The sequence below is a fragment of the Streptomyces sp. cf386 genome, from assembly GCF_900103585.1.
GTDB lineage: Bacteria > Actinomycetota > Actinomycetes > Streptomycetales > Streptomycetaceae > Streptomyces.
On sequence record NZ_FNHV01000007.1, the window covers coordinates 461,995 to 485,520 of the forward strand.

The 23,526-nt window shown below is 71.1% G+C and carries 26 protein-coding genes; 14 read left to right on the top strand and 12 right to left on the bottom strand.

Features of this window, described 5'->3' with window-relative positions; genetic code table 11:
- Positions 1–303 precede the first annotated feature (303 nt).
- Complete coding sequence (locus tag BLU79_RS20810) at positions 304–525, top strand: helix-turn-helix domain-containing protein (protein ID WP_004002281.1); 222 nt, start codon at positions 304–306, stop codon at positions 523–525.
- A gap of 131 nt (positions 526–656) precedes the next feature.
- Entirely contained in the window at positions 657–1,460 is an 804-nt protein-coding gene (locus tag BLU79_RS20815; RefSeq protein WP_093907315.1) for an enoyl-CoA hydratase/isomerase family protein, read from the top strand.
- A gap of 24 nt (positions 1,461–1,484) precedes the next feature.
- Here the strand turns inward: BLU79_RS20815 and BLU79_RS20820 are convergent, their stop codons facing one another.
- Positions 1,485–2,207: a nucleopolyhedrovirus P10 family protein gene (locus BLU79_RS20820; RefSeq protein WP_093907316.1), complete on the bottom strand. Its 723-nt coding sequence runs from the start codon at positions 2,205–2,207 to the stop codon at positions 1,485–1,487.
- Between the two features lie 87 nt (positions 2,208–2,294).
- On the opposite strand from BLU79_RS20820, the gene BLU79_RS20825 reads away from it, so the two are divergent.
- Genes BLU79_RS20825 through amaP form a run of 5 tightly spaced genes read left to right on the top strand, consistent with a single transcriptional unit; the run spans position 2,295 to position 4,657 of the window.
- Positions 2,295–2,771 carry an Asp23/Gls24 family envelope stress response protein gene (locus BLU79_RS20825; protein ID WP_093907317.1) on the top strand — a complete coding sequence of 159 codons (477 nt, stop codon included), beginning with the start codon at positions 2,295–2,297 and terminating at the stop codon, positions 2,769–2,771.
- A 59-nt stretch (positions 2,772–2,830) separates the two neighbouring features.
- Positions 2,831–3,016 (top strand): hypothetical protein, encoded by a 186-nt coding sequence (locus BLU79_RS20830; protein WP_093907318.1) that lies wholly within the window; start codon positions 2,831–2,833, stop codon positions 3,014–3,016.
- Positions 3,013–3,396, top strand: coding sequence for an Asp23/Gls24 family envelope stress response protein (locus BLU79_RS20835; RefSeq protein WP_093907319.1), 384 nt, complete (start codon positions 3,013–3,015; stop codon positions 3,394–3,396). Before BLU79_RS20830 ends, BLU79_RS20835 begins: the two co-directional genes overlap by 4 nt.
- Positions 3,393–4,073, top strand: coding sequence for a DUF6286 domain-containing protein (locus BLU79_RS20840; RefSeq protein ID WP_093907320.1), 681 nt, complete (start codon positions 3,393–3,395; stop codon positions 4,071–4,073). Before BLU79_RS20835 ends, BLU79_RS20840 begins: the two co-directional genes overlap by 4 nt.
- Positions 4,074–4,078: 5 nt before the next feature.
- On the top strand, positions 4,079–4,657 hold the full coding sequence (gene amaP, locus BLU79_RS20845) for an alkaline shock response membrane anchor protein AmaP (protein ID WP_093907411.1): 579 nt from the start codon (positions 4,079–4,081) through the stop codon (positions 4,655–4,657).
- A 15-nt stretch (positions 4,658–4,672) separates the two neighbouring features.
- Here the strand turns inward: amaP and BLU79_RS20850 are convergent, their stop codons facing one another.
- The 5 genes from BLU79_RS20850 to BLU79_RS20870 all read right to left on the bottom strand — a co-directional run bounded on the left by BLU79_RS20850 (position 4,673) and on the right by BLU79_RS20870 (position 9,721).
- Positions 4,673–5,428, bottom strand: coding sequence for an SDR family oxidoreductase (locus BLU79_RS20850; RefSeq protein WP_093907321.1), 756 nt, complete (start codon positions 5,426–5,428; stop codon positions 4,673–4,675).
- Between the two features lie 4 nt (positions 5,429–5,432).
- The gene (locus tag BLU79_RS20855; RefSeq protein WP_093907322.1) at positions 5,433–7,217 is read right to left on the bottom strand and encodes a glycoside hydrolase family 15 protein; all 1,785 of its coding nucleotides are present in this window, start codon (positions 7,215–7,217) and stop codon (positions 5,433–5,435) included.
- Positions 7,218–7,302: 85 nt separating this feature from the next.
- Complete coding sequence (locus tag BLU79_RS20860) at positions 7,303–7,614, bottom strand: hypothetical protein (protein ID WP_093907323.1); 312 nt, start codon at positions 7,612–7,614, stop codon at positions 7,303–7,305.
- The gene (locus BLU79_RS20865) at positions 7,611–8,186 is read right to left on the bottom strand and encodes a sigma-70 family RNA polymerase sigma factor (protein ID WP_177001100.1); all 576 of its coding nucleotides are present in this window, start codon (positions 8,184–8,186) and stop codon (positions 7,611–7,613) included. The genes BLU79_RS20860 and BLU79_RS20865 overlap by 4 nt, the downstream gene beginning before the upstream one ends.
- A complete protein-coding gene (locus tag BLU79_RS20870) occupies positions 8,183–9,721 on the bottom strand; it encodes a sodium:solute symporter family protein (RefSeq protein WP_093907324.1) in 1,539 nt (512 codons plus the stop codon). Before BLU79_RS20870 ends, BLU79_RS20865 begins: the two co-directional genes overlap by 4 nt.
- A gap of 164 nt (positions 9,722–9,885) precedes the next feature.
- Between BLU79_RS20870 and BLU79_RS20875 the strand changes: the two genes are divergently transcribed.
- The 4 genes from BLU79_RS20875 to BLU79_RS20890 all read left to right on the top strand — a co-directional run bounded on the left by BLU79_RS20875 (position 9,886) and on the right by BLU79_RS20890 (position 13,638).
- Positions 9,886–10,134, top strand: coding sequence for a DUF3311 domain-containing protein (locus tag BLU79_RS20875; protein WP_093907325.1), 249 nt, complete (start codon positions 9,886–9,888; stop codon positions 10,132–10,134).
- An 82-nt stretch (positions 10,135–10,216) separates the two neighbouring features.
- Positions 10,217–12,370, top strand: a complete 2,154-nt coding sequence (locus BLU79_RS20880; RefSeq protein ID WP_093907326.1) for a carbon starvation CstA family protein — start codon at positions 10,217–10,219, stop codon at positions 12,368–12,370.
- Positions 12,367–12,558, top strand: a complete 192-nt coding sequence (locus BLU79_RS20885) for a YbdD/YjiX family protein (protein WP_093907327.1) — start codon at positions 12,367–12,369, stop codon at positions 12,556–12,558. Before BLU79_RS20880 ends, BLU79_RS20885 begins: the two co-directional genes overlap by 4 nt.
- Positions 12,559–12,687: 129 nt before the next feature.
- Positions 12,688–13,638 carry a hypothetical protein gene (locus BLU79_RS20890; RefSeq protein WP_093907328.1) on the top strand — a complete coding sequence of 317 codons (951 nt, stop codon included), beginning with the start codon at positions 12,688–12,690 and terminating at the stop codon, positions 13,636–13,638.
- Between the two features lie 60 nt (positions 13,639–13,698).
- On the opposite strand, the gene BLU79_RS20895 is transcribed toward BLU79_RS20890, so the two are convergent.
- The 3 genes from BLU79_RS20895 to BLU79_RS20905 form a co-directional block, all read right to left on the bottom strand.
- Positions 13,699–14,493: an SURF1 family cytochrome oxidase biogenesis protein gene (locus BLU79_RS20895; protein ID WP_093907329.1), complete on the bottom strand. Its 795-nt coding sequence runs from the start codon at positions 14,491–14,493 to the stop codon at positions 13,699–13,701.
- A gap of 58 nt (positions 14,494–14,551) precedes the next feature.
- Complete coding sequence (locus tag BLU79_RS20900; protein WP_093907330.1) at positions 14,552–14,785, bottom strand: hypothetical protein; 234 nt, start codon at positions 14,783–14,785, stop codon at positions 14,552–14,554.
- Between the two features lie 79 nt (positions 14,786–14,864).
- Positions 14,865–15,872, bottom strand: a complete 1,008-nt coding sequence (locus BLU79_RS20905; RefSeq protein ID WP_093907331.1) for a DEDDh family exonuclease — start codon at positions 15,870–15,872, stop codon at positions 14,865–14,867.
- Between the two features lie 205 nt (positions 15,873–16,077).
- Between BLU79_RS20905 and BLU79_RS20910 the strand changes: the two genes are divergently transcribed.
- On the top strand, positions 16,078–16,788 hold the full coding sequence (locus tag BLU79_RS20910) for a VIT1/CCC1 transporter family protein (protein ID WP_093907332.1): 711 nt from the start codon (positions 16,078–16,080) through the stop codon (positions 16,786–16,788).
- 91 nt (positions 16,789–16,879) lie between these two features.
- Here BLU79_RS20910 and BLU79_RS20915 read toward each other — a convergent pair whose 3' ends face one another.
- The 3 genes from BLU79_RS20915 to BLU79_RS20925 form a co-directional block, all read right to left on the bottom strand.
- Positions 16,880–17,887 carry a CopD family protein gene (locus BLU79_RS20915; RefSeq protein ID WP_093907333.1) on the bottom strand — a complete coding sequence of 336 codons (1,008 nt, stop codon included), beginning with the start codon at positions 17,885–17,887 and terminating at the stop codon, positions 16,880–16,882.
- Positions 17,888–18,026: 139 nt separating this feature from the next.
- Positions 18,027–19,412 (bottom strand): CoA transferase, encoded by a 1,386-nt coding sequence (locus tag BLU79_RS20920; protein WP_093907334.1) that lies wholly within the window; start codon positions 19,410–19,412, stop codon positions 18,027–18,029.
- Between the two features lie 80 nt (positions 19,413–19,492).
- Entirely contained in the window at positions 19,493–21,025 is a 1,533-nt protein-coding gene (locus tag BLU79_RS20925) for a S8 family peptidase (protein WP_093907335.1), read from the bottom strand.
- A 371-nt stretch (positions 21,026–21,396) separates the two neighbouring features.
- Between BLU79_RS20925 and BLU79_RS20930 the strand changes: the two genes are divergently transcribed.
- A complete protein-coding gene (locus BLU79_RS20930) occupies positions 21,397–21,753 on the top strand; it encodes a DUF485 domain-containing protein (protein WP_093907336.1) in 357 nt (118 codons plus the stop codon).
- The gene (locus BLU79_RS20935) at positions 21,750–23,378 is read left to right on the top strand and encodes a solute symporter family protein (protein ID WP_093907337.1); all 1,629 of its coding nucleotides are present in this window, start codon (positions 21,750–21,752) and stop codon (positions 23,376–23,378) included. The genes BLU79_RS20930 and BLU79_RS20935 overlap by 4 nt, the downstream gene beginning before the upstream one ends.
- The last annotated feature ends 148 nt before the right edge of the window (positions 23,379–23,526 follow it).

Here is a 23,526-nt window from a genome sequence, read left to right on the forward strand (position 1 = left end):
CGGCCCATCGGTGATCCATCATCTGTGTGAGATCTCCTCGTACCGAGGTGTGTACTACATCAATTTCACGGCCGAGTCCTTTATCGACAAGGGCTCGGCCGTCTCGCGTCTCTGACCTGGAACTTCTCGAAATAACTCGTTCGGCCGTACGGACGCCAGACTGCGGAATTCCAGATTCCGCTTGTGGGGATGTGCTCCTGTCGTCAAAACCATGTCTCACGGACCTTGCCGAATGGGTGGCCATGAAGGCCCGGAGGGGTGATCATGAGGAGACCAGAGCGCACTTCCCATGAGGAGGCACGGGTGGCCGAGACTCTGAAGAAGGGCAGCCGGGTAACCGGCGCCGCGCGCGACAAGCTCGCGGCAGACCTGAAGAAGAAGTACGACTCCGGTGCGAGCATTCGGGCACTGGCCGAGGAAACCGGCCGCTCGTATGGCTTCGTACACCGGATGCTCAGCGAATCGGGCGTCACGCTTCGTGGGCGTGGCGGGGCGACGCGGGGCAAGAAGGCCGCATCGTCCTGAGCCCGGGCGGCCCATCGGCTTCGATGGTGGCCACCCGGTCGGTCGGCTGACTGACCGGGTGGTTACTGTGCAGTCACTTAGTGGGTGCCCTCCGGGCATCCCGTGATGACCGCACGCATCGGAGGCACCCTATGGCTTCTCCCGACCAGGACCTCGCTCCCCTGCTCGACAAGAACGGCGTACGGCTCACCGTCGACGGCGCGATCGCGACGGTGACGCTGACCAACCCGGCCAAGCGCAACGCGCAGAGCCCCGCCCTGTGGCGGACGCTCGGCGAGGCCGGGCGGGCGCTGCCGGGCAGCGTGCGGGTGGTCGTGCTGCGCGGTGAGGGCAAGTCCTTCTCCGCCGGGCTCGACCGGCAGATGTTCACGCCCGACGGGATCGAGGGCGAGCCCTCCTTCATCGAACTCGCGCGTAGCAGCGACGGCGAACTCGACGCTGCCATCGCCGAGTTCCAGGAGGGCTTCACCTGGTGGCGGCGCAACGACATCGTGTCGATCGCCGCCGTGCAGGGGCATGCCATCGGGGCGGGCTTCCAGCTCGCGCTCGCCTGTGACGTGCGCGTCGTCGCCGACGACGTGCAGTTCGCCATGCGTGAGACCAGCCTCGGGCTGGTGCCGGACCTGACGGGTACGCACCCGCTGGTCGGGCTGGTCGGATACGGCCGCGCGCTGGAGATCTGCGTCACGGGTCGGTTCGTGCTGGCCGAGGAGGCTGTGAGCAGCGGCCTGGCCAACCTCGCGGTGCCCTCCGAGCAGCTCGACGACGCCGTACGGGATCTGGCGGGGGCCATCGTGGCCGCGCCGCGGGATGCCGTGATCGAGACCAAGGCGCTGCTTCGTGGTGCCGTGGATCGGACGTACGACGAGCAGCGCGGTGCCGAGCGGGCCGCGCAGGCACGACGGCTGCGGGACCTGGCCGGCCTCGGCGAGTGACCTGTGCGACGAGTCATGAGCTGATCAGCCGACGGCCGTGATCAGCACGGCCACCGTCGGGCGATCGGTCAGCGCCTCTCCCACCCACTCGCGGACCTCCCGGGCCACTTCCACGGCCCGGCGGTCTTGGCTCACCGCGAGCTCCACGCGCACATGCCGGTGCGGCAGGGCGGCCTCGTCCTGCCGTTCCTCGATGTGCACCGCATGGCCCAGCCCGCCCAGGGCGCCCGTCAGCTGAGTCACCCCCGGGACCATCAGGGCCGCGGTGGCGACGCGTTCCTCGTCGGGGCTCCCGGGCGCTGCGGCGCGCGGCGGCTCGGGCTGCCGTACGGGAGCGGGTTCGGCGTCCTCGTCGAGCAGGGCCGTCACCCGTAGGTCCACCTCGGTCACCGTCAGGCCGAGGAGGTCCGTCGCCGCTGCGGCCAGCAGACCGCGCAACCGCTCCGCTGTCGTCGGCAGCGGCTCGGTCGCCGTCGCCACGAAATCCGCCGTCACCCGGAGCGGGCCCGGCGACAGGGCGCTCGGCGGGGGAGGGACGGCGGCCTCGTGCGTGTCCTCCGGGTCGGTGTGCCCGATCCGGAGCGCGTCCAGCCGTACCCCTCGCATGTCCTCGACCGCGCGCCGCAGCACTGCCTCGGCCGCCCGCTCGGAGATCCACGCGCCGTCGTGCGCGGCGCCCAGGGGCAGCAGCCTGCCGAGCCCGAGCTGATGCCGGACTGCTTGGGTCCATCGGTCCGCGGTGGTCATGCCTCCAGCCTGCCGCATCCCTGGCGCGCGAACGCGTAACCATGCTTACGGTGGTCAAGGGACGACGACCGAAGGGGACGAACGGCCATGACTGAGATGACGGAGCAGAACCGGGGGACGGAGGGCGAGACCCCCATCACCCGGAAGACGCAGGTGACCAAGCGCGGTGGCGGAGACCCCGGCGCCCGGGGCCGGACGAGCATCGCGGACGGCGTCGTGGAGAAGATCGCCGGGATGGCCGCACGCGATGTGGACGGCGTGCACGCCATGGGCAGCGGACTGTCGCGGACCTTCGGGGCCGTGCGCGACCGGGTGCCGGGCGGGGCGAAGTCGGTGAGTCGGGGGGTGAAGGTCGAGGTCGGTGAGGTACAGGCCGCGCTCGACCTGGAGATCGTCGTCGAGTACGGCGTCTCGATCGGCGACGTGGCCCGGGACGTGCGCGAGAACGTGATCACCGCCGTCGAGCGGATGACCGGCCTCGAAGTCGTCGAGGTCAACATCGCGGTGAGTGATGTGAAGCTTCCGGAGGAAGAGGAAGAGGAACCGGAGCGCCGGATCCAGTGATGCGCCGGCGACCGGACAACGCAGCGACGGGGAGTCGCTGAGAAGCTGAGGAGCGCATCATGAGCATGGCCGTGGTCGGCATGATCGCCGGCATGGCACTGGGCTTCGCCGGGTATTTCGGCGGATTCGGCGCCTTCTTGCTGGTGGCCGCCCTGGGTGCCGTCGGTTTTATCGCCGGACGGTTCCTGGAGGGCGAGTACGAGTTCGGTGACTTCTTCCGGCGCCGTGACGAACGGCGGAGGTGACGTCCGTGAGCGGCGGGGCCGCGGAGCTCCGCAGACCGCCGGCCACCGTCCCGGCCGGTGAGCGCGGGGCGACGCGGATCGCCGACCGGGTCGTCGTGAAGATCGCCTCACAGGCCGCACGTGAGGCGGTGGGGGAACTGGCCGAGGGCGCCGCCCGGCCGCAGGCCGTCGTCGTCGTGGCCCACGAGACCGCCCGGGTCCGGGTCCACGTCGAACTCGACTACCCCACCGACATCGGTGCCCGGTGCGCTGCCGTGCGTCGGCATGTCGCCGAGCGGGTAGGCGCGTTGGTGGGCATGGAGGTGCCGGAGGTCGCCGTGCATGTGGAGCGGCTGCATCCGGGGTCCGTGCAGGGCACGGCACAGGGGAGGACGCGATGAGCGAGTCCCAGGGCTCCGAGGGCACCACACAACGACTGCCGGTCATGGAGAAGGCGACCGGACCCGACACCCTCGACCAGTCGGCGTCGGCGGCGGACTACGAGCCCCCGCCCGCAGCCGACGGCGAGGGCGGCAAGGACGGCCGCTTCTGGTCGGCACGTCGCATCCCGGCCGCGATCATGGCGCTCCTGCTCTTCCTCGTCGCCGGCTTCTTCCTGTACGACATCGCCTCCGTGCGCGCCGACCGGCCCGCCATGCACTGGCGCCGGGAACTGGCCGACCAGCTCGCCGAACGCCCTCTCGACGACATCTGGGTGCTCGTCGGCGCGGGCGTCGCCGCAGTCCTCGGCCTCTGGCTGCTCGTCCTGGCGACCACACCCGGCCTGCGGTCCGTCCTGCCGATGCGGCGCACCCACCCCGACGTCCGCGCCGGACTCCACCGCGACCTGGCCGCGCTCGTCCTGCGCGACCGGGCGATGGAGGTCTCCGGCGTCCAGTCGGTACGGGTACGGATGCGCCGGTCCCGGGCCGATGTCCGCGCCGTCTCGCACTTCCGCGAACTGGACGACGTACGCGCCGACCTGGATGCCACGCTCGCCGACGCGATCAGGGGCCTGGGCCTGTCCCGGCCGCCCGCGCTGTCGGTGCGGGTACGGCGGCTCGGACGGAAGGGGTGAGGACCGTGCTCAGGGTGGTCAACCGGGTGCTGATCGGGCTCGTCGGGCTGGTGCTGCTCGTGATCGGCGGGTCCGTACTGGCCGTGGGACTCGGGCTGGAACCCCCGTCCTGGTGGATCCACGACGACCGGCACGACGTCCTGCTCAGCGACGCCGAGCGGACCCGCTGGCGGGACGACGCCTGGTGGTGGCCGGCGGTCATCGCCGTACTGGCCGTCCTGGTCCTGCTCGCCCTGTGGTGGCTGACCGCGAACCTGCGCCGGCGCCGTCTCGCCGAGGTCCTGGTCGACACCGGCGACGGCGCGGGCGCCCTGCTGCGGGGCCGGGCCCTGGAGAACGTACTGGCGAGCGAGGCGGCGGGCCTGGAGGGCGTGCAGCGGGCCCAGGCCCAGCTGACGGGCAGACGCAGCGCTCCCGAGGCCCGCGTACGCCTCCTGCTGGAACCGCACGTGGACCCCGGGACGGCACTGAACGACCTCACCGGCCATGCCCTGGCCCATGCCCGCAATTCAGCGGGCTTGGCGGAATTGCCGACGGAGGTTCGACTCAAGGGTGTCAAACACCGTGCGGAAAGGGTCAGTTAGAAGGGCAACGGTCAGTTAGAACCCGTGTCGCATGCCGCCGTCCACCGGCAGCATGATCCCCGTCAAATAGGAAGCCGCCGGAGACAGCAAAAACGCGGCCGCGCGTCCGAATTCCTCCGGTGCCCCGTACCGCCGCAGCGGAATACGTGCCTCGTGCGCGGCCCGCGTGGCCTCCGGGTCCGCGGACATTCCGTCCAGCTCCCGCACCCGGTCCGTGTCGATGCGCGCCGGAAGCAACCCGACGACCCGAATGCCCCGCGGCCCCAATTCGTCCGCGAGGGACTTGGCGAACCCGGCGAGCCCCGGCCGCAGTCCGTTGGAAATGGTCAGCCCCGGAATCGGCTCGTGCACCGACCCCGACAGCACGAACCCGATGACGCCTCCCGTCTCCAGTTCGGCCGCCGCGGCCCGCGCCAGCCGCACCGCGCCCAGGAACACCGACTCGAACGCCGACTGCCACTGCTCGTCCGTGTTGTCGGCGACAAATCCCGGAGCCGGTCCGCCGACGCTGATGAAAATGCCGTCGAATCCGCCGAAGGCGTCCCGCGCGACAGCGATGAGCCGCCCGGCCGCCTCCGGATCGGCGTTGTCGACGGCCACCCCGACGGCGTTCGGCCCCAGCTCGGTCGCGGCCGCGGCGACCCGCTCCTCGTCCCGGCCGGTCAGGACGACCTTCGCCCCGTCGGCCACCAGTTCACGCGCGGCGGCGTTGCCCAGGCCACGGGTGGCCCCCGTGACGACGTACACCCGGTCCTTCAGTCCAAGATCCATGTTCCTATCCTGCCCGGTCGCCCCCGAACAGGGCGAGAGCGGTGTTCACCAGGCCGATGTGGCTGAAGGCCTGCGGGAAGTTGCCGAGCTGGTGGCCGGCCACGGGGTCGTACTCCTCGGACAGCAGGCCCACGTCGTTGGCGAGGTGCACCAGACGGTCGAACAGCTCATGCGCCTCCTGCGTACGTCCTGTCATGTGCAGCGCCTCCGCGAGCCAGAACGAGCAGGCCAGGAAGGTGCCCTCACCGCCGGGGAGTCCGTCGACGGGCGTCTCCTGGCTGTAGCGGCGCAGAAAGCCGTCATGGCTGAGCTCGGCGCGGATCGCGTCGATGGTGCCGATGACGCGCGGGTCGTCGGGCGGCAGGAAGCCGACGCGCGGGATGAGCAGCAGGGCGGCGTCGAGTTCACGGGAGCCGTAGTACTGCGTGAAGGTGTTCCGCTCGGCGTCGTACCCCTTCTCGCACACCTCGCGGTGCACCTCGTCGCGGAACTCCCGCCAGCCGGCGAGGTCGCCCTCCAGCGACGGGTTCTCCTCCAGCGTGCGCACCGCCCGGTCCGCGGCCACCCACACCATCACCTTCGAGTGCACGAAGTGCCGGCGCCCGCCCCGCACCTCCCACAGCCCCTCGTCGGGCTGCCTCCACTGCGAGCTCAGCCAGTCGATGAGGGCGGCCTGGATCGCCCAGATGTGCGGCTTGCTGGGCAGTCCCGCGTCCCGGGCCAGCGCCAGGGTGTCCATGACCTCGCCGTACACGTCCAACTGGAGCTGTTCCACGGCCTGGTTGCCGATGCGTACGGGGGCGGAGCCGGCGAAGCCGGACAGCCACGGCACCTCGAACTCGGGCAGCCGCCGCTCGCCTGCCAGGCCGTACATGATCCGCAGGTCCGCCGGGTCACCGGCGACCGCGCGCAGCAGCCAGTCGCGCCAGGCCTCCGCCTCCGCCCGGTAGCCCGCCGACAGGCCCACGTTCAGGGTGAGGGTGGAGTCGCGCAGCCAGCAGTAGCGGTAGTCCCAGTTGCGGACGCCGCCGATCTCCTCGGGGAGCGAGGTGGTGGGGGCGGCGACGATGCCGCCGGTCGGGCGGTAGGTGAGGGCCTTCAGGGTGATCAGGGAGCGGATGACGGCGTCGCGGTACGGACCGGCGTAGTGGCAGTGCCCCACCCACTTCTGCCAGTCGCGGATGCTGACGCGCAACGCCTTGTACGGGTCGACGAGCGGCGGGCGCGGCTCGTGCGAGGGGTGCCAGGTGAGGACGAACGCGACCTGCTCGCCGGCCTCGACCGTGAACTCCGAGTGCGTACCGAAGTCCTCGCCCCAGGTGTGCACCGCGGGTTCGCTACGCAGCCAGACCGAGTCCGGTCCGGCGACGGCCACCCGGTGGCCGCGGGACTTGCGCACCCAGGGGACGATCGCCCCGTAGTCGAACCGGAGCCGCAGGGTGCTGCGCACCGTGACCCGGCCGCCCAGTCCCTCCACGATGCGTACGAGGTCGGGGGCACGGTCACGTTGGGGCATCAGGTCGGTGACGCGGATCGCCCCCTCGGCCGTCTCCCACTCGGTGTCCAGCACCAAGGTGTCCGGGCGGTACGCGCGGCGGGTGCAGAGCCCCTTCGCATGCTTGGGGGCGATGCGCCAGTGGCCGTTGTCCTTGCCACCGAGAAGCTTGGCGAAACAGGCGGCCGAATCGAAGCGGGGCAGACACAGCCAGTCGACGGATCCGTCCCTGCCGACCAGGGCGGCCGTCTGCTCGTCACCGATGAGGGCGTAGTCCTCGATGCGCGGGTGCACGCAAGTGCGGGTTCCCCAAGGGGTGGTGGGCCAATCAGGGTGGGGCCGGGGGAGTGATACGGGAGGGTGGTGACGGGGAGCGGCGTCAGGGGTGGGGCCCGGTGAGTTGCCCGCTCGCCGCGGAGCCGGTGTCCGAGAAGATGACGCCGGGATCCGTCGGGGCCTGGTTGAGGACCCACAGGCCGATCAGGGTGGCCAGGGCGAACACGACCGCGATGAGGACGGCGAGGACGAGTCGGCGTCGGCGTTCCCGGCGCAGCCACTCGCCGCGTGCCGTGCGGTAGGCGTCGGGCGCCGCCTGCACCCCGTCGGCGAGAGCGGAGAGCGCCTCGCGCAGCTCCCGCTCCGTGCGGTCCGGACCGGTGCCCCGCGACGGAGTCACATCTCGATACGTCATCGCCGGGCCTCCATCGCCTGGGTCAGGGCGGCGAGGCCGCGTGCCGTATGGGTTTTGACGGAGCCGCAGGAGATCCCCATCGCCGCGGCGATCTCGCTCTCCTTCAGCCCGAGCCAGTGCCGCAGCACCAGCGCCTCGCGCTGCCGGGCGGGCAGCTGCTGGAGCGCGTCGATCAGCACACGCTGGTCGTCGTGCAGCAGCGCGGTGCTCTCGGCGGAGGCGACGACCTCGACCTGCTCCGGCTTCTCGACGTGCTTGCGGGCCACTTGGAGGTGCCGTATCCGCATCCGCGTCAGATTGCACACCGTGGAGCGCAGATACGCCTCCGCCGCCTCGGCGTCCCGCAGCCGCCGCCACTTCCGGTAGATCTGGTAGTAGGCCTCGGCGACCACGTTCTCCGGGTCGTCGGCGCCGAGCAGGACGGCGAGGCGCAGCATCGAGGAGTAGTGCAGCTCGAACAGACGGGCCAGACCGGCCTCGCGCTCCAGGTCGGCCGGGTCGCTCACCGCGGGGGCGAGGGGCACGGCGGGTACCGCAGCAGTACCGGCCTCGTGTCTCAGGTGCTGTCTCACGGGTTGTTCGCTCCCGTCTCGGGGCGCCGCCTGACGCTCAGGCGTGACGGCAGGTCGGTCAGATCGGCGCCGCGCGGGACGCCGAGGCGTTCGAGCACCGCGGTCCCGGCCACGGCGACGGTCAGATTGAGCAGCAGCGCGGCGAGCCCGGCGTAGACCTCCGGCCCGCTGCCGAGCGGCACGACCGACGAGAACCCTTCCTGTACGACCATGAAGGTCCCCGCCACCATGCCCACGCCCCACCCGGCGAGCAGCGCCCGCGGATGCAGCCGCCCGGTGAACAGGCCCACCGCGACGGCCGGGAAGATCTGCAGGATCCACACCCCGCCGAGCAGCTGGAGGTTGATGGCGTCCTGGTCGCGCAGCCCGAACACGAACGCCACCGCGCCCACCTTCGCGGTGAGCGACACCGCCTTGGCGATCCGCACCTGCCGCTTGGGCGTGGCCGTCGGATGGACGTACTCGACATACACATTGCGTACGAAGCTCGTGGCGGCGGCGATCGACATCACCGCCGCCGGGACCATCGCCCCCACGGTGATCGCACCGAACACCAGCCCGGCCAGCGGCGCCGGCATCAGCCGGTCGACCAGCATCGGTACGGCCGCCTCGGCGCCGCCCGCCGGGGCGCGCACGCCCGTCGCGAGGGCCGCGATGCCGAGGAAGCCGAAGAGGGCGAGCAGCGCGGTCCAGGCGGGCAGCGCGACGGACACCTTGCGCAGGGTCCGCGGGCCGTCGGCGGCGAAACCGGCGGTGAGCACGTGCGGGTACATCAGCAGGGCGAGCGCGGAGCCGAGGGCGAGGGTGGCGTAGGCGGGCTGCTGCTCGGGGGTGAGGAGCAGCGCCGGTCCGCCGAGGCGCTCGGCCGCACCGTCGAAGACGGCACCGGGGCCGCCGAGCCGGGCCAGCACCAGCCAGGTCACCGCGGTCAGCGAGACGAAGACGGCCACGGCCTTGAGCGCGGAGATGACGGTCGGGGCGCGCAGCCCGTGCCGGTAGGTGGCGACGGCCAGCCCCGCGAACAGGGCCACCATCACCAGATCACCGGCCGCGCCCCGCGGATACACGCCCCCGGCCGCCAGCACCGCCCTGATGCCGAGCAGCTGCAGCGCGAGATACGGCATCGTCGCGAGGATTCCGGTCAGCGCGACCACCAGGGCGAGCGGCGCCGACCCGTACCGGCCGCGCACGAAGTCGGCCGCGGTGACGTAGCCGTGCCGACGGGCGACGGACCACAGGCGGCTCAGCAGCACGAAGGCGATCGGGCAGACGATCACCGTGTACGGCACCGCGAAGAAGGCGGGCGCGCCGTTGCCGTACGCCAGCCCCGGTATGGCGGCGAAGGTGTACGCGGTGAAGATCGTGCCGCCGAGCAGCAGCCAGGTCCACACCGGGCCGAGACTGCGGTCGGCCAGCGCCCAGCCCTCCAGCGACGGCAGACGGTCGCTCGGGCTCAGGCGCCGCGCGGTGACGGCGAGCAGCGACGCTCCGCCGATCACGGCGAGAAACGTCGCGGTCATGGCGCCGTCGGCCATGGGTCACCGTCCTTGGTGTGTGCCCTCGCGCCTAAGTTGCGCGAACGCCCGGAACGGAGGACAGGGAACCGGCGGGAAATTTCCCCGAAATTCGCTGTCAACCGGTCTCCGGGGGTGGGCAACTCTTGCACAGACCGACAGCGAGCGGGAGAGGAGCGCAGGTCATGGCACGGACCGGTCATCACCGGCTACGGCGCGTCGCGATCGCCGTACTGCTCCTCGCGCCCGCCGCAGGACTGCTGTGGGTTCCGCTGTACGCCGGTGCGGATCCGCGGCTGGCGGGGACGCCGTTCTTCTACTGGTACCAGCTCGCCTGGGTGCCGGGGTGCGGCCTCTGCCTGCTCGCGGCGTACGCGCTGACGGACCGACGTCGACATCGGCATCCGCGTCGAGATCGACATCGGCATCGCTGAGCCGCACTTCCCCTTCTGCCGCACACCCGCTTCGCCCACCTGTTGAGTTCGCTTCGCCCACCTGTTGAGTTCAGGAGCCGCCATGCCTACGTCAGCCATGCCCGAATCCGGTCGTGAGGCGCCGGAAAAATCCCGGATGTCGCCAAAGTCGGTCGCACTCTGGATCGCCGTCGCCCTTGTCGGCGCCCTCGGCTGGGCCGTGCTCGCCCTGTCCCGGGGTGAGGAGATCTCGGCCGTCTGGCTGGTCGTGGCGGCGCTCGGCTCGTACGCGATCGCCTACCGCTTCTACTCGCGGTTCATCGCCCGGCGGGTCCTGCGGGTCGACGACACCCGTGCCACCCCGGCCGAGCGGCTGGAGGACGGCGTCGACTACCACCCCACCGACAAGCGGGTGCTGTTCGGCCACCACTTCGCGGCGATCGCCGGCGCCGGCCCGCTGGTCGGCCCGGTGCTGGCAGCGCAGATGGGCTATCTGCCGGGCACGGTCTGGATCATCGCGGGCGTGATCTTCGCCGGCGCCGTGCAGGACATGATCGTTCTGTTCCTCTCGATGCGCCGGGACGGCAAGAGCCTGGGACAGATGGCCCGCGACGAGATCGGCAAGGTGGGCGGTGCCGCCGCGCTGATCGGCGTCTTCGCCATCATGATCATCCTGCTTGCGGTGCTCGCGATGGTCGTCGTCAACGCGCTGGCCGAGTCCGCGTGGGGCACCTTCTCGGTCACCATGACCATCCCCATCGCCCTCTTCATGGGCTTCTACCTGCGCTATCTGCGCCCGGGCCAGGTCGTGGAGACCAGCTTCATCGGGGTGGCCCTGCTGCTGCTCGCCATCCTCGGCGGCGGCTGGATCCAGGACTCCTCGCTCGCCCAGTACTTCGTCTGGAGCCCGGAGACCCTGGTCTTCTGCCTGGTCGGCTACGGCTTCGTCGCCTCCGTGCTGCCGGTGTGGATGCTGCTGGCGCCGCGCGACTACCTCTCCACCTTCATGAAGGTCGGCACCATCGCCCTGATGGCCGTCGGCGTGGTGATCGCCGCCCCGACCCTGAAGACCGAGTCGGTGACGGAGTTCGCCTCGACCGGCGCCGGACCGGTGTTCGCCGGGTCGCTGTTCCCGTTCCTGTTCATCACCATCGCCTGCGGCGCCCTGTCCGGCTTCCACGCCCTGGTCTCCTCCGGCACCACGCCGAAGCTGATCCAGAAGGAGTCCCAGGTCCGGATGATCGGCTACGGCTCCATGCTCACGGAGTCCTTCGTCGCCGTCATGGCCCTGATCGCCGCGTGCGTGCTCGAACCGGGCCTCTTCTACGCCATGAACTCCCCGGCCGCGCTGCTCGGCCCGACCGTGGACAGCGCCGCCGAGGCGGTGAAGAACCTAGGCTTCACCATCACCCCGGACCAGCTCACCGCGGCGGCCAAGGCCGTCGAGGAGGAGACGCTGGTGGGCCGCTCCGGTGGCGCGCCCACCCTGGCCGTGGGCATGTCGGAGATCTTCGCGGGGGTGTTCGGCGGGGCCGGAATGAAGGCCTTCTGGTACCACTTCGCGATCATGTTCGAGGCCCTGTTCATCCTCACCACCGTGGACGCGGGCACGCGCGTGGGCCGCTTCATGCTCCAGGACATGCTGGGCAACGTCTGGAAGCCGATCGGCCGGGTCACCTGGAAGCCGGGCATCTGGATCACCAGCGCCCTGGTCGTGGGCGCCTGGGGATACTTCCTCTACGCCGGTGTCACCGACCCCCTCGGCGGCATCAAGCAGCTGTTCCCGCTGTTCGGCATCGCCAACCAGCTGCTGGCCGCGGTCGCCCTGGCCGTCACCACCACCGTGCTGATCAAGTCCGGCAAGCTGCGCTGGGCCTGGGTCACCGGCATCCCGCTGGCCTGGGACGTGGCCGTCACCTTCACCGCGGGCTGGCAGAAGATCTTCTCGGACAACCCGGCGATCGGCTTCTTCGCTCTGCGGGACAAGTACGCGCAGGCCATCGAGGACGGTCAGCTACTGCCGGGCGCCACGAACATGGACGACATGCACACCATCGTGCTCAACAACACGGTGGACGGCGTGATCATGGCGATCTTCCTGCTGCTGGTCCTCACGGTCCTGGTCAACTGCGCGGTCGTGTGCGTCCGCGCCATCCGGGCCGGGGAGCCCCTGCCGACCACCGAGGCGCCGTACGTCGAGTCCCGCATCGATGTGCCGGAGCGGTCCGAAGAGCCGCTGGTGGGGACGCGCTCATGAGCCCCGTGCGGAAGGTGCTGGGGGCGCTGCGCTGGTACGCCCGCGAGCTGACCGGCGAGGCGGAGTACGACCGCTACTGCGACCGGCACCGCCGCCATCACCCCCACGCCCCTGTACCGACCCGCCGGGAGTACGAGGTACTGCGCACCCTGCACCGGGAGGAGCACCCGCAGAGCCGCTGCTGCTGACACGGCACGCCCCGCGTCCCTAGGTACGTGCACTGCATCCACCCAGGGGCGCGGGGAACTGCGCGAGCAACCACGAACAACCCGCACCCACCCCCGAAGCAGACCCTTCACGGCGAGACACACACCCAGATGCTGAGACGCCGACCATCCCTCCTGATCCGCCCCGAACTCGACGACGCCCCCCTGCACAGAACCCTGCGCGAACTCCGCCCCACCCAACAGCTCCACGGCCTCGGAGCAGGCCGCACCAGCCCTGCATGGGACCCCGTCGCCGAACTGCTGCACGCCACCGGACGCGACTGGGACCGCCGAGCCCACCGCGTCTCCGTCCTCGCCCGGCGCCTGCCGCCCGCGGTCTCCGAGCGATGGGCCGCCGACCGGCCCGACGACGGTGACGCCCTGGTCCTGCGCGCCTTCGTCCAGTCGGCCCGCGCCGCCGCCGAGGGACCCTCCGCGGTCCGCCGGGCCGAGCAGACGTGTCTGCGTGCCGCCGCGGCCTGCCCGGAGGATCCGACGCCCTGGCTGGCGCTGCTGTCCCTGATGCACTCCAGTGCCGTGCCGGTGCAGGACGCGGTGCCGGTGTGGACCCAGGCCGTCAACCGCGCGCCCTGGCATCGGGCGGCCTACCACCTGCTGCTGCGGTACCTGTCCCCGCGCGGGCACGGCGCGGTCCCCGACATGATGGACTTCGCCTGGCAGGTCGCCTTCCAGGCGCCGCACGGATCCCCGGTCGCCCTGCTGCCGGTCGTGGCCCGCGTGGAACTCGTCGCCCACCGTCAGGAGCGGACTGGTCTCGACGCGCTCGGCGCGAACGGTCACTGGAACGAACCCAGGGCGGCGAGGGAGATCGACACGGCCCTCTCGCGCTGGTTCCACACCGCCGCAGCACCGCACGCCGAAGCCGTCGTCGACCTCAACGTCCTCGCCTTCGCCCTGACCCGAGCCCACCGCCCGGCCGAGGCGGGCCCCGTCTTCCAGCGCATCGGCCGCCACATGACCCGCCACCCGTGGGATCTGCTGCCCGAGCCGGAACGCACCTTCCGCTACTGGCAGGACCAGCTGAACGGCCGCCGGAAGTGACGGTGTGTGCGGCCGCCTGAAGCGACCGTGGCGATGCGTGGTGTGCGCCGCCGCTCGGGACTACACCGGGGTCGGCGCCGTCTCCGCCTCCTCCGGAGCAGCGGCCGCGTCCGCCTGCTCACGGGCCTCACGGCGGGCCAGGATCAGCCAGCCGACGGGGACGCCCGCCGCGAACAGCCACCACTGGATGGCGTACGCGTAGTTCAGCGGAGCGTTCTCGTTGCCGGGCTTGCCGATCAGCTCGGGCGTGTCCCCCTTCGGCTCGGGCGCCGACTGCACGATGTACCCGCCGAGCACCTGGGCGCCGAGGCGCCGCGCCTCCTGCTCGCTGTTGATCAGCATGACCTGCCGGTCGGGCAGGCCCTTGAGGTTCTTGATGCCGCTCGCCTCGGTCGTCTCGTCGGGCATCAGCCGCCCGGTGACAGTGACCTGGCCGCTCGGCGGTGCGGGGATCTTGGGGAACGCCGTCTGGGTCGGCCCGTCCGCCGGGATCCAGCCCCGGTTGACCAGCAGCACCTTGCCGTCCGTCAGGACGAAGGGGGTGAGGACGTGGAAGCCGACCTCTTCGTCGGCGTTGACACGGCGCCTGACGACGACTTCGTGCTCGGTGTCGAAGCGGCCCACCGCGCTCACGCTGCGGTACCGCTCCTTGGTGGTGACGGTGTGCCCCGGGGAGGTCAGCTTCTCGGCGGGCTCAGGCTTCGCGCCGAGCGCGTCGGCGACCAGCTGGTTGCGGGCGGAGCGCTCCTCGTAGCGGTGCATCTGCCAGATGCCCAGCCTGATCATCGTGGGGATGAGGAGCAGGGCGACCAGCGTGAGGATCACCCACTGCCGGGACAACAGGAAGCGGTACACCCCACGACCGTACAACTCGGTCGTGGGGTGCTTTCAGGCGGGTACGGGTCCTGGCCGGTCACACCTTGTCGACGATCCCCACCTTCCCCTCCTCGCGGGCGCAGTGGGCGCCGCAGTACCAGTGGCCCTCGACCTCGACGCCCTGCCCGATGATCTGGACGCGGCAGTGTTCGCAGACCGGGGCCATGCGGTGGATCGCACAGGAGAAGCAGTCGAAGACGTGCACCGCGCCCTGCGCGTGCACCTCGAAGCTCATGCCGTAGTCGTTTCCGCATACTTCACATGTCGCCATGCGCCACAGGGTGAGCCGTCACCGCGGCCCGGGCGAGACGGCTCCGGGCGAGTCGCGCGGCAATCACCCGTCCGTACGGTCACTGCTCCGACGCAGGTTCCACATCCCTGAGGAGCTGTCCGAAGGCGGCCTCGTCGACCACCGGCGTCCCGTACTGCCGGGCCTTGACCACCTTCGAGGTGCCCGCGTCGGGGTCGTTCGTGACGAGCAGGCTGGTCAGCCGGGACAGGCTCGTCGACACATGCAGTCCGGCCTCGATCGCGCGGTCCTCCAGCAGGTCGCGCTCGACCGAGGTGTCTCCGGAGAAGGCGATCCGCATGCCCTGCTTGAGCCTTTTGCCCTCTTCGTAGCGGCCTGGATTGGGATGGGGGCAGGCGGGCCGTTTCCGGGACGGACGCCAACTGGTCGGCCGATAGCTGCCGTAGCCGCCGCTGGAGCCGCCCCCTGCCTGCTGTCCGATCCGGGGCGCGGCGGTGTCCCGCCACTCGGTCAGCGGCCGGCACTCCTGCAACGGCAGCCGCCTGCCACCCGCCGCCGCGGCCCGCAGGCTCGGCCGGAACGCCTCCGCCAGCACGCGCGCGTCGTCCAGCGCGTGGTGCGCGCGCTGCTGTACGACGCCGAAGTGTGCCGCCAGTGACTCCAGCTTGTGGTTGGGCAGCGGCAGGCCCAGCTCCTTGGACAGGGCGATGGTGCACAGCCGCTGCCGTACCGGTGCCTCGCGCTCCGCGCGCGCGTACTCCCGCGCGATCATCTGCCAGTCGAAGACGGCGTTGTGCGCGACGAGCACCCGGCCGTCGAGGCGGGCCGAGAACTCCTCGGCGATGTCCTGGAACAGGGGGGCGCCCTCCAGCGCCTCGCTCGTCAGACCGTGGATCCACACCGGGCCGGGGTCGCGCTCCGGGTTGACCAGCGTGTACCAGTGGTCCTCGACCTCGCCGAGCGCGTCCAGCCGGTAGACGGCCGCGGAGATTATCCGGTCGTCCCGGGCCAGGCCGGTGGTCTCCACGTCAACGACCGCGTATCCCTGCGGATACGCGGCCGGCCACGCTGTGGGGGCGGACGCTGCGGTCGTCAGGTCTTCGAGCATGGTCACTGAGGATACGGGCCGGGACTGACAGTCCTGACCGTCAGGTGCCTTGCCGGGTCCGCCTGTTCGAGCGCGGCGAACGCACGCGCGTCAACCGGTCGGCGGACATGCCGTGTTGCCGCACGCCGGTGACCCCGCCGGCCCCGGTGCCCGACCGGGAGCGTCGGTACGTCCCGGATGTCCCCCTCGGTGCGATCCTCCGTATGTGACCGAACCAACGCATGACGAGGCCCACGGCGGCGCGCTGGGCGAGCGGCTGAACTGGCTGCGGGCGGCCGTCCTCGGGGCGAACGACGGAATCGTGTCGACCGCGGGACTCGTCGTCGGCGTGGCCGGCGCGACGGACGACCGCTCGGCACTGGTCACGGCCGGGCTGGCCGGGCTGCTCGCCGGGTCGATGTCGATGGCGGCGGGGGAGTACGTCTCGGTCTCCACGCAGCGTGACGCGGAGAAGGCCGCGTTGGCCGTGGAGAAGCGGGAGTTGCAGGAGCGGCCGGAGGAGGAGTTGGCGGAACTGGCGGAGCTGCTGGAGCGGCGCGGGCTGTCCCGGGGAGTCGCCATGGAGGCGGCCGTCCAGCTGACGGAACGGGACGCGCTGAAGGCGCACGCGCGCGTGGAGCTCGGTATCGACCCGGACGAGCTGACCAACCCGTGGCACGCGGCGTGGGCGAGTTTCCTGGCGTTCACGGCGGGGGCGCTGCTGCCGCTCCTCGCGATGGTGCTGCCGCCGGCGGACCGGCGGCTGCCGGTGACCGTCGTCTCCGTCCTGGCCGCCCTCGCCCTGACCGGCTGGAGCAGCGCCCGCCTGGGCGCCGCCGCCCCGGCCCGCGCGGTCCTGCGCAATGTGGCGGGCGGCGCGCTGGCCATGGGGGTCACCTACGCGGCGGGGTCCCTGCTGGACGTGGCGGGGGTGTAGCGCCGACGGACGCGAGGGGCGAGCGCACCGCGCCGAACGTTTCCGGTCATCAACCGAGGCCGCGGAGAAGGCGGCTGAGCACGTGACCGGCTCACCAGCGGATCGGCACCGGCAGCGCCGTCAGCAGCCCCGACAGCGCGACGACCACGCCCAGGGCGACGACCTCCGCGCGCGCGGGAGCGCAGGCGCTCAGCGGGTCGGCCGCCCGGCGCAGCCGGATCCGTGCCCAGAGCGCGAGCGCGGCCACGGCCGCCACCAGGATCACCTTGGCCAGCAGCGCCCGCCCGTACGCCGTGTCCGTCAACTGCTCCAGGACCGTGTCCGACGGCATCCGGCGCAGCGAACTCCACACCCCCGTCGCCGTGATGGCGGCGAGCAGTACGGCCGCCACGCGCGCGTAGAGGCCCAGCAGCGCCGCGCCCGCCTCGACGGCGCCCCATCCGCGCAGGGTCCGCAGCGCATACAGCAGCCCGCCGACCCAGAGCGACGCGCACACGAGGTGCACCAGTGTCAGGCCGGAGCCGAGCAGCGGGCTGTGCTCGGTCGTGGGGTGCGCGCGCAGCGCCTCGGCGACCACGACCGCGGCCAGCGGCCAGATCTGGGTGGCCGGCCGACGCGAGAGCGCGCACAGCCCGGCCACCGCGAAGGCGTTGACCTCCAGCAGCGCGAGCTTGCCGTCCCGCGAGGCGTAGAGGCCGCCGATGTCGAGGTCGGCGGGGCTGTCCGGCACGAGGTTGCCCGAGGACACGACCGAGGCGAGGGCAAGGGCGGCGACAAAACCGGCGGCGGCCGCGTACGGCGCCCAACTGCGGGGCATGGCCTCGGTCGCGCCGGGCACCGAACGGGCCAGTCGGCGCACGAACAGCTCACCCACCGGGACGCACAGCGCCGCGAACAGCGCCGTGCGCAGCAGCGCGATCCCACCGGTGCCGGGCGCGGCGGCCTCACCGGTGCCGTGCAGCGCGGCCGACGGCCCGAGCAGCGGGATCAGCGCCGCCAGCCCCACCAGGACGAGAACGGCGACGGCGGGGCCGACGCCGGGGCGCGGTCTCGGCGCATTCCCGTCGGACAGGCCGGGGGAGGGTCTGGTCAATGTCACCTTAAGATCATCACAAAACAACACAGATTCGGGCAAGCACCGGTAAACAAGTGGTGGTGTGGCATTCCGTCCAGGGGGACGCCCAGGGATACGGCTCGGGCGGCCCTCCTGCTCAAGCCGACGCGAGGCCCTCCAGCCCTCAGCCGCCCCAACCCGCCGTCTCCGCGCCCCAAACCCCCGGCGGCCGTGCCCAGTCGACTGGACCGCCTGTGAACGACACCGGTGACAGGGCGTACCGCAGCCGCCCGAGCGCGCTGTCCCGCTCGGCGAGCCAGGCATCGGGCGCCTCGTAGGTCACGTCCCCCTCCGGGCCAGGCCGGCTCCCGTTCGTCAGCCACCACGCCGTGCGCGCCAGCGCCAGCCGTACGCACCGGCCGTACCCCTGCTCCCGCCGCTCGGTCAGTGCCCGCAGTACGGCCGCCGCCAGCAGATACCCCGTCCCGTGGTCGAGGGCCTGCGCGGGCAGTGCGCCGGGCCGTTCGGCCGGTCCGTCGCTCGCGGCCCCCTCGATCGCGGCGATACCGGTGGCGACCTGCACCAGGCTGTCGAAGCCGCGCCGCTCGCGCCACGGCCCGTACGCCCCCCATGCCGACAGCTGAGCCACGATCAGGCCGGGCCGCCGCTCGGCCAGTTCCTGTGCCGACAGCCCGAACCGGTCGAGGGCGCCAGGCCGGTAGCCGGTGACGACGACGTCCGCCGTCGCGAGCAGTTCCTCGAAGGTGCGGCGATCGGCCGCCAGATCCAGCGTCGCCGAGCGCTTCCCGAAGCCCGTGTCGGCGTGCTGGTCCGTCAGTTCCGGCAGCTGCGGCGGGTCCAGACGCAGGACGTCCGCGCCGAGCAGGGCGAGCGTGCGCGTGGCGACGGGACCCGCGATGACCCGCGTCAGGTCCAGGACGCGTACTCCGGCGGCGGGCAGCAGGGGAGTGCCGTCCAGAGGCGGGAGCACGCGCGCGCGTGCCGTGTCGAGCCGTGCGCTCTCGACGAGCGGCCGTCGGGCCACTGCTGCCGCCTGCTCGTGCGCCGCCCACTCCTTGGGTTGACGTAGTGCCACGGCCAGGCCGCCGGCCGCGTACACGGACTCCTCGACCTCGTGCGAGGACCGCTCGGCGAGCACCGAGGCCACGGCGTCCGGATCGTCTCCCGTCACGCCCAGCGCGGCCAGCAGCCGGGACCGGTGGTGCGGATAGTTCGCATGCGTGCGCACCCAGCCGTCCGCCGTCCGCCAGAACCGGGACAGCGGCGCGAAGGTGACCGGTGCGCGCCCGTCGACCAGCAGATGCCGTTCACTCACGAACGCCGTGGCGATCGCCCCGTCGTCCAACCGCACCTCGGGCACCTCGGCGAGCCCGGCCCGCCGCGCCCCCAGCTCGGCCGCTGCCAACGCGCACGCGCCCACGCACGCGCGCGCCAACTCCCGTACGGGAAGGCGCGCCTGAAGCGCGCCCTCCCGCACCACCGTCGACACCCGCGGAAGAAGGGCGGGGTCGCCGCCCACCGCGGACCAAGCAGTACTGATGTCAGTCATGACTGCACTATGCAGTGTTGACTCGATCAATATGTCGACTGGATTGCCGCCGGGCTACCGGGCGACATGGACCGATCCGGTCAGTCAACCGCGTCCAGTGCGTCGACGATGCCGAACCCGTAGAAGCCGTTGAACAGCTCGCCGCCCTCGCAGACCGCGTCCTGCTTGCCGTCGCCGTCCTGGTCGTACGACTCGGGGCAGCCCGGGTTGTCCGCCTGGATCTTCAGCAGCCCCTGCAGCTGGGCCGGAGTCGCCTTCGGGTACCGCGACTTCAGCAGCGCGGCCACGCCCGCCGCGTGCGGGGAGGCCATCGACGTGCCCTGCAGCCAGCCGTACTCGCCGTTCGGCATGGTGGACAGGATGCGGCCGTTCGCCGACGGGGTGTCCGTCGGGATCTGGAACTTCCGGTCACCGCCCGGCGCCGCGACGTCGACGACGCGGTAACCGTAGGACGAGTAGTACGACTTGACGTTCTGCACGCCCGTCGCGCTCACCGTGACCACGCCCGGCAACTGGGTCGGCACGTCGAAGCACTCGTGCGGGTCGATCGTGCGGGGGACCGGCTTGGAGTCGTCGGGGCTGCTCTCGTCCACGATCGAGTCGGCGTCCATGTCGTGGTTGGAGTTGCCCGCCGAGGCCAGGTGCAGCGTGCCCTTCTTCTGGGCGTACAGCTGGGCCCGGTTGACCGAGTCGACGATGGCCTTCTGGTCGGGGTCGTCCATGCAGTTGTACAGCCACGGGTCGACGTAATAGCTGTTGTTCGTGATCTCCACGCCGTGGTCGGCGGCGAACACGAAGGCGCAGACGACGCTCTCCGGGTAGAAGAGACCGTTCTTCGGGTCGCTCACCTTGATGCCCGACACCTTCACGCCGGGCGCGACACCCGCGACGCCGATGCCGTTGCGGGCCGCGGCGATCTCACCCGCGACGTGCGTGCCGTGGTAGTCCTCGGCGGTGTACGGGCGCCAGGCGCCCTCGCCGGTGTCGGCGACACCGCCGGCGCAGTTCGCCGACTGGGACGCGGAGAAGTTCGGGGCCAGGTCCGGGTGGGTGTCGTCGACGCCGGTGTCGATGACGGCGACGGTGACCTTCGAACTGCCCGGGTTGATCCGGGCGGCCTTGTCGGCACCGATCGCCCGCAGGTCCCACTGGTCGGCCTCGAGGGGCTCGCTGACCTCTGCCGCGGCGGACGCGCGCGCGATCTTCGAGGCCTGTCCCTTCGTCAACGGCTGGGCGGGGCCCTCGTCCGTCGCCCCGGCGGGGGCCAGGGCCGCCGTACGCGTCGCGCCCGCCGACTGCACGCCGCGTACCGCGCGTATCGCCTTGGCGAAGTCGGGGTTCGCCGAGTGGACGACGATCACGCCGATCTTCTCGTACGCGATCACGACGGTGCCGCCGGTCGCGGCGATCGCCTTCTTGACCGACTCGATCGTGCGATGGTCCGGGCGGGTGTTGACGACATACGCCAGGGTGGTCGCGTCCGCGGCCCGCACGCCGGGCTCCGCCAACGGTGCGGCGGAGGCCGCCGTCGGCAGGAAGCCGAGCGGGGCGGTCAGCGACAGGGCGAGGGTTGCGGCGAGGCCGAGACGGCGTCTGGACCGCAGATGAAGCATGGGTTCTCCACATCATCCGGAACGGAAACCTGCCCGGGGCGCGGGTGCTGCCCGGGCAGGTACATGACGAGTCGTGCTGGAGCGAAGCTAACCCCGAACCTCCTGGCCAGCAATCACTCACCCGGGCGACTTCGGAAAGTGACCTTCGGAGTTGAACCGGTCCACGCGTGGCGCCGTGACCTTGGGAAGGGGGCGCGAGCAGGATCGAGCCTCTGTCGGATCACGTGCCGTGGCCCTAACATCACCACCCGGCTCACGTGATCCACATCACCACTAAGAACAGAGCCGCCATGTCCGCACCCAAGTCGTCCCCACCCCCCGACCCGTCCCCGTCCACCGTCGCAACAGCGCCCGCAACGCGAGGAGACTCCGTGGCTACCGACGCACCGCCCCCCTCGAAAGAGACACACAAACTCCCCTCCACCGAGGAGTTCACCGAGGTGCAGCAGAGTGCGGAGTTCGGTGAACTGCGCCGCTCCTACCGCTCCTTCGCCTTTCCGCTGACCGTCGCCTTCATCGTCTGGTACCTGCTGTACGTCCTGCTCTCCAACTACGCGGGCGACTTCATGGGCACCAAGCTGTTCGGCAACATCAACGTCGCGTTCGTCTTCGGTATCGCCCAGTTCGTCACCACGTTCCTCATCGCCTGGTGGTACGCACGGCACGCAGGTGCCAAGCTCGACCCCAAGGCCGAGGCCATCAAGACCCGTATGGAGGGCGGCGCATGAGCCCCGCGATGACCCATGTGCAGCTTGCCGCCAACGAGGCCAGCGAGCACCGGCCGCTGATCATCACCCTGTTCGCGTGCTTCGTGGTCGCGACCCTCTTCATCACCGTCTGGGCGGGCCGCCAGACCAAGGACGCCGCCGACTTCTACGCGGGCGGCCGGTCGTTCAGCGCCTTCCAGAACGGCCTCGCCGTCTCCGGCGACTACATGTCCGCCGCGTCCTTCCTCGGCATCGCGGGCGCCATCGCCCTCTTCGGATACGACGGCTTCCTGTACTCCATCGGATTCCTGGTCGCCTGGCTGGTCGCCCTGCTCCTGGTGGCCGAGCCGCTCAGGAACTCCGGCCGCTACACGATGGGTGACGTCCTCGCCTACCGCATGCGCCAGCGCCCGGTCCGTACGGCGGCCGGCACCTCCACGATCGTCGTGTCGATCTTCTACCTGCTGGCCCAGATGGCGGGTGCGGGCGTCCTTGTCTCGCTGCTGCTCGGCATCACCACCGACGCCGGCAAGATCCTGATCGTCGCCCTCGTCGGCGTCCTGATGATCGTGTACGTCTCCATCGGCGGCATGAAGGGCACCACCTGGGTCCAGATGGTCAAGGCCGTGCTGCTGATCGGTGGCACAATCCTGATTACGTTCCTGGTGCTGCTGAAGTTCAACTTCAACATCTCCGATCTGCTCGGCAAGGCCGCCGAGAACAGCGGCAAGGGCGCCGCCTTCCTGGAGCCCGGCCTCCAGTACGGCGCGACCGGCACCTCCAAGCTGGACTTCATCTCCCTCGGCATCGCCCTGGTCCTCGGCACCGCCGGCCTGCCGCACATCCTGATCCGCTTCTACACGGTGCCCAACGCCAAGGCCGCCCGTAAGTCCGTGAACTGGGCCATCGGTATCATCGGCGGCTTCTACCTGATGACCATCGCCCTCGGCTTCGGCGCCGCCGCGCTGATCTCCCAGGAAGAGATCATCGCGTCCAACCCGTCCGGCAACACGGCCGCACCACTGCTCGCCCTGCATCTCGGCGGCGTGGATTCGGCGTGGGGTGCGATCCTGCTCGCCACCATCTCGGCGGTGGCCTTCGCGACCATCCTCGCCGTCGTCGCCGGACTGACCCTGGCCTCGTCCTCGTCGTTCGCCCACGACATCTACGCGAACGTGATCAGGAAGGGCGAAGCCACCGAGAAGGAGGAGGTCAGGGCGGCCCGCCTCGCCACCATCGGCATCGGCGCCGTCTCCATCCTCCTCGGCGCCCTCGCCCGCGACCTCAACGTCGCCGGCCTGGTCGCCCTGGCCTTCGCGGTCGCGGCCTCCGCCAACCTGCCGACGATCCTCTACAGCCTGTTCTGGAAGCGGTTCACCACCCAGGGCGCGCTGTGGTCGATCTACGGCGGTCTCATCGTCGCCGTCGGCCTGGTGCTGTTCTCGCCCGTCGTCTCCGGCGACCCCAAGGCGATGTTCCCCGACGTCGACTTCGCCTGGTTCCCGCTGAAGAACCCGGGCATCATCTCCATCCCGTTCGGCTTCTTCATGGGCTGGCTCGGCACGGTCCTGTCCAAGGAAGAGCCCGACGCCGGCAAGTACGCCGAGCTGGAGGTCCGGTCCCTGACCGGCACCGGAGCCCACTGAGCACGTCCCCTGCGCGGCCGCGTCGTAGATCTCTACGACACGGCCGCGTCGTACGTCGTGGGATCGGGCCGGTGTCGCTGTCAGCGCGGTCACGTAGGCTCGCAGGTGACGGAAGTTGAATCTGGTCGTGACGAGGGAGGGGGCCCAC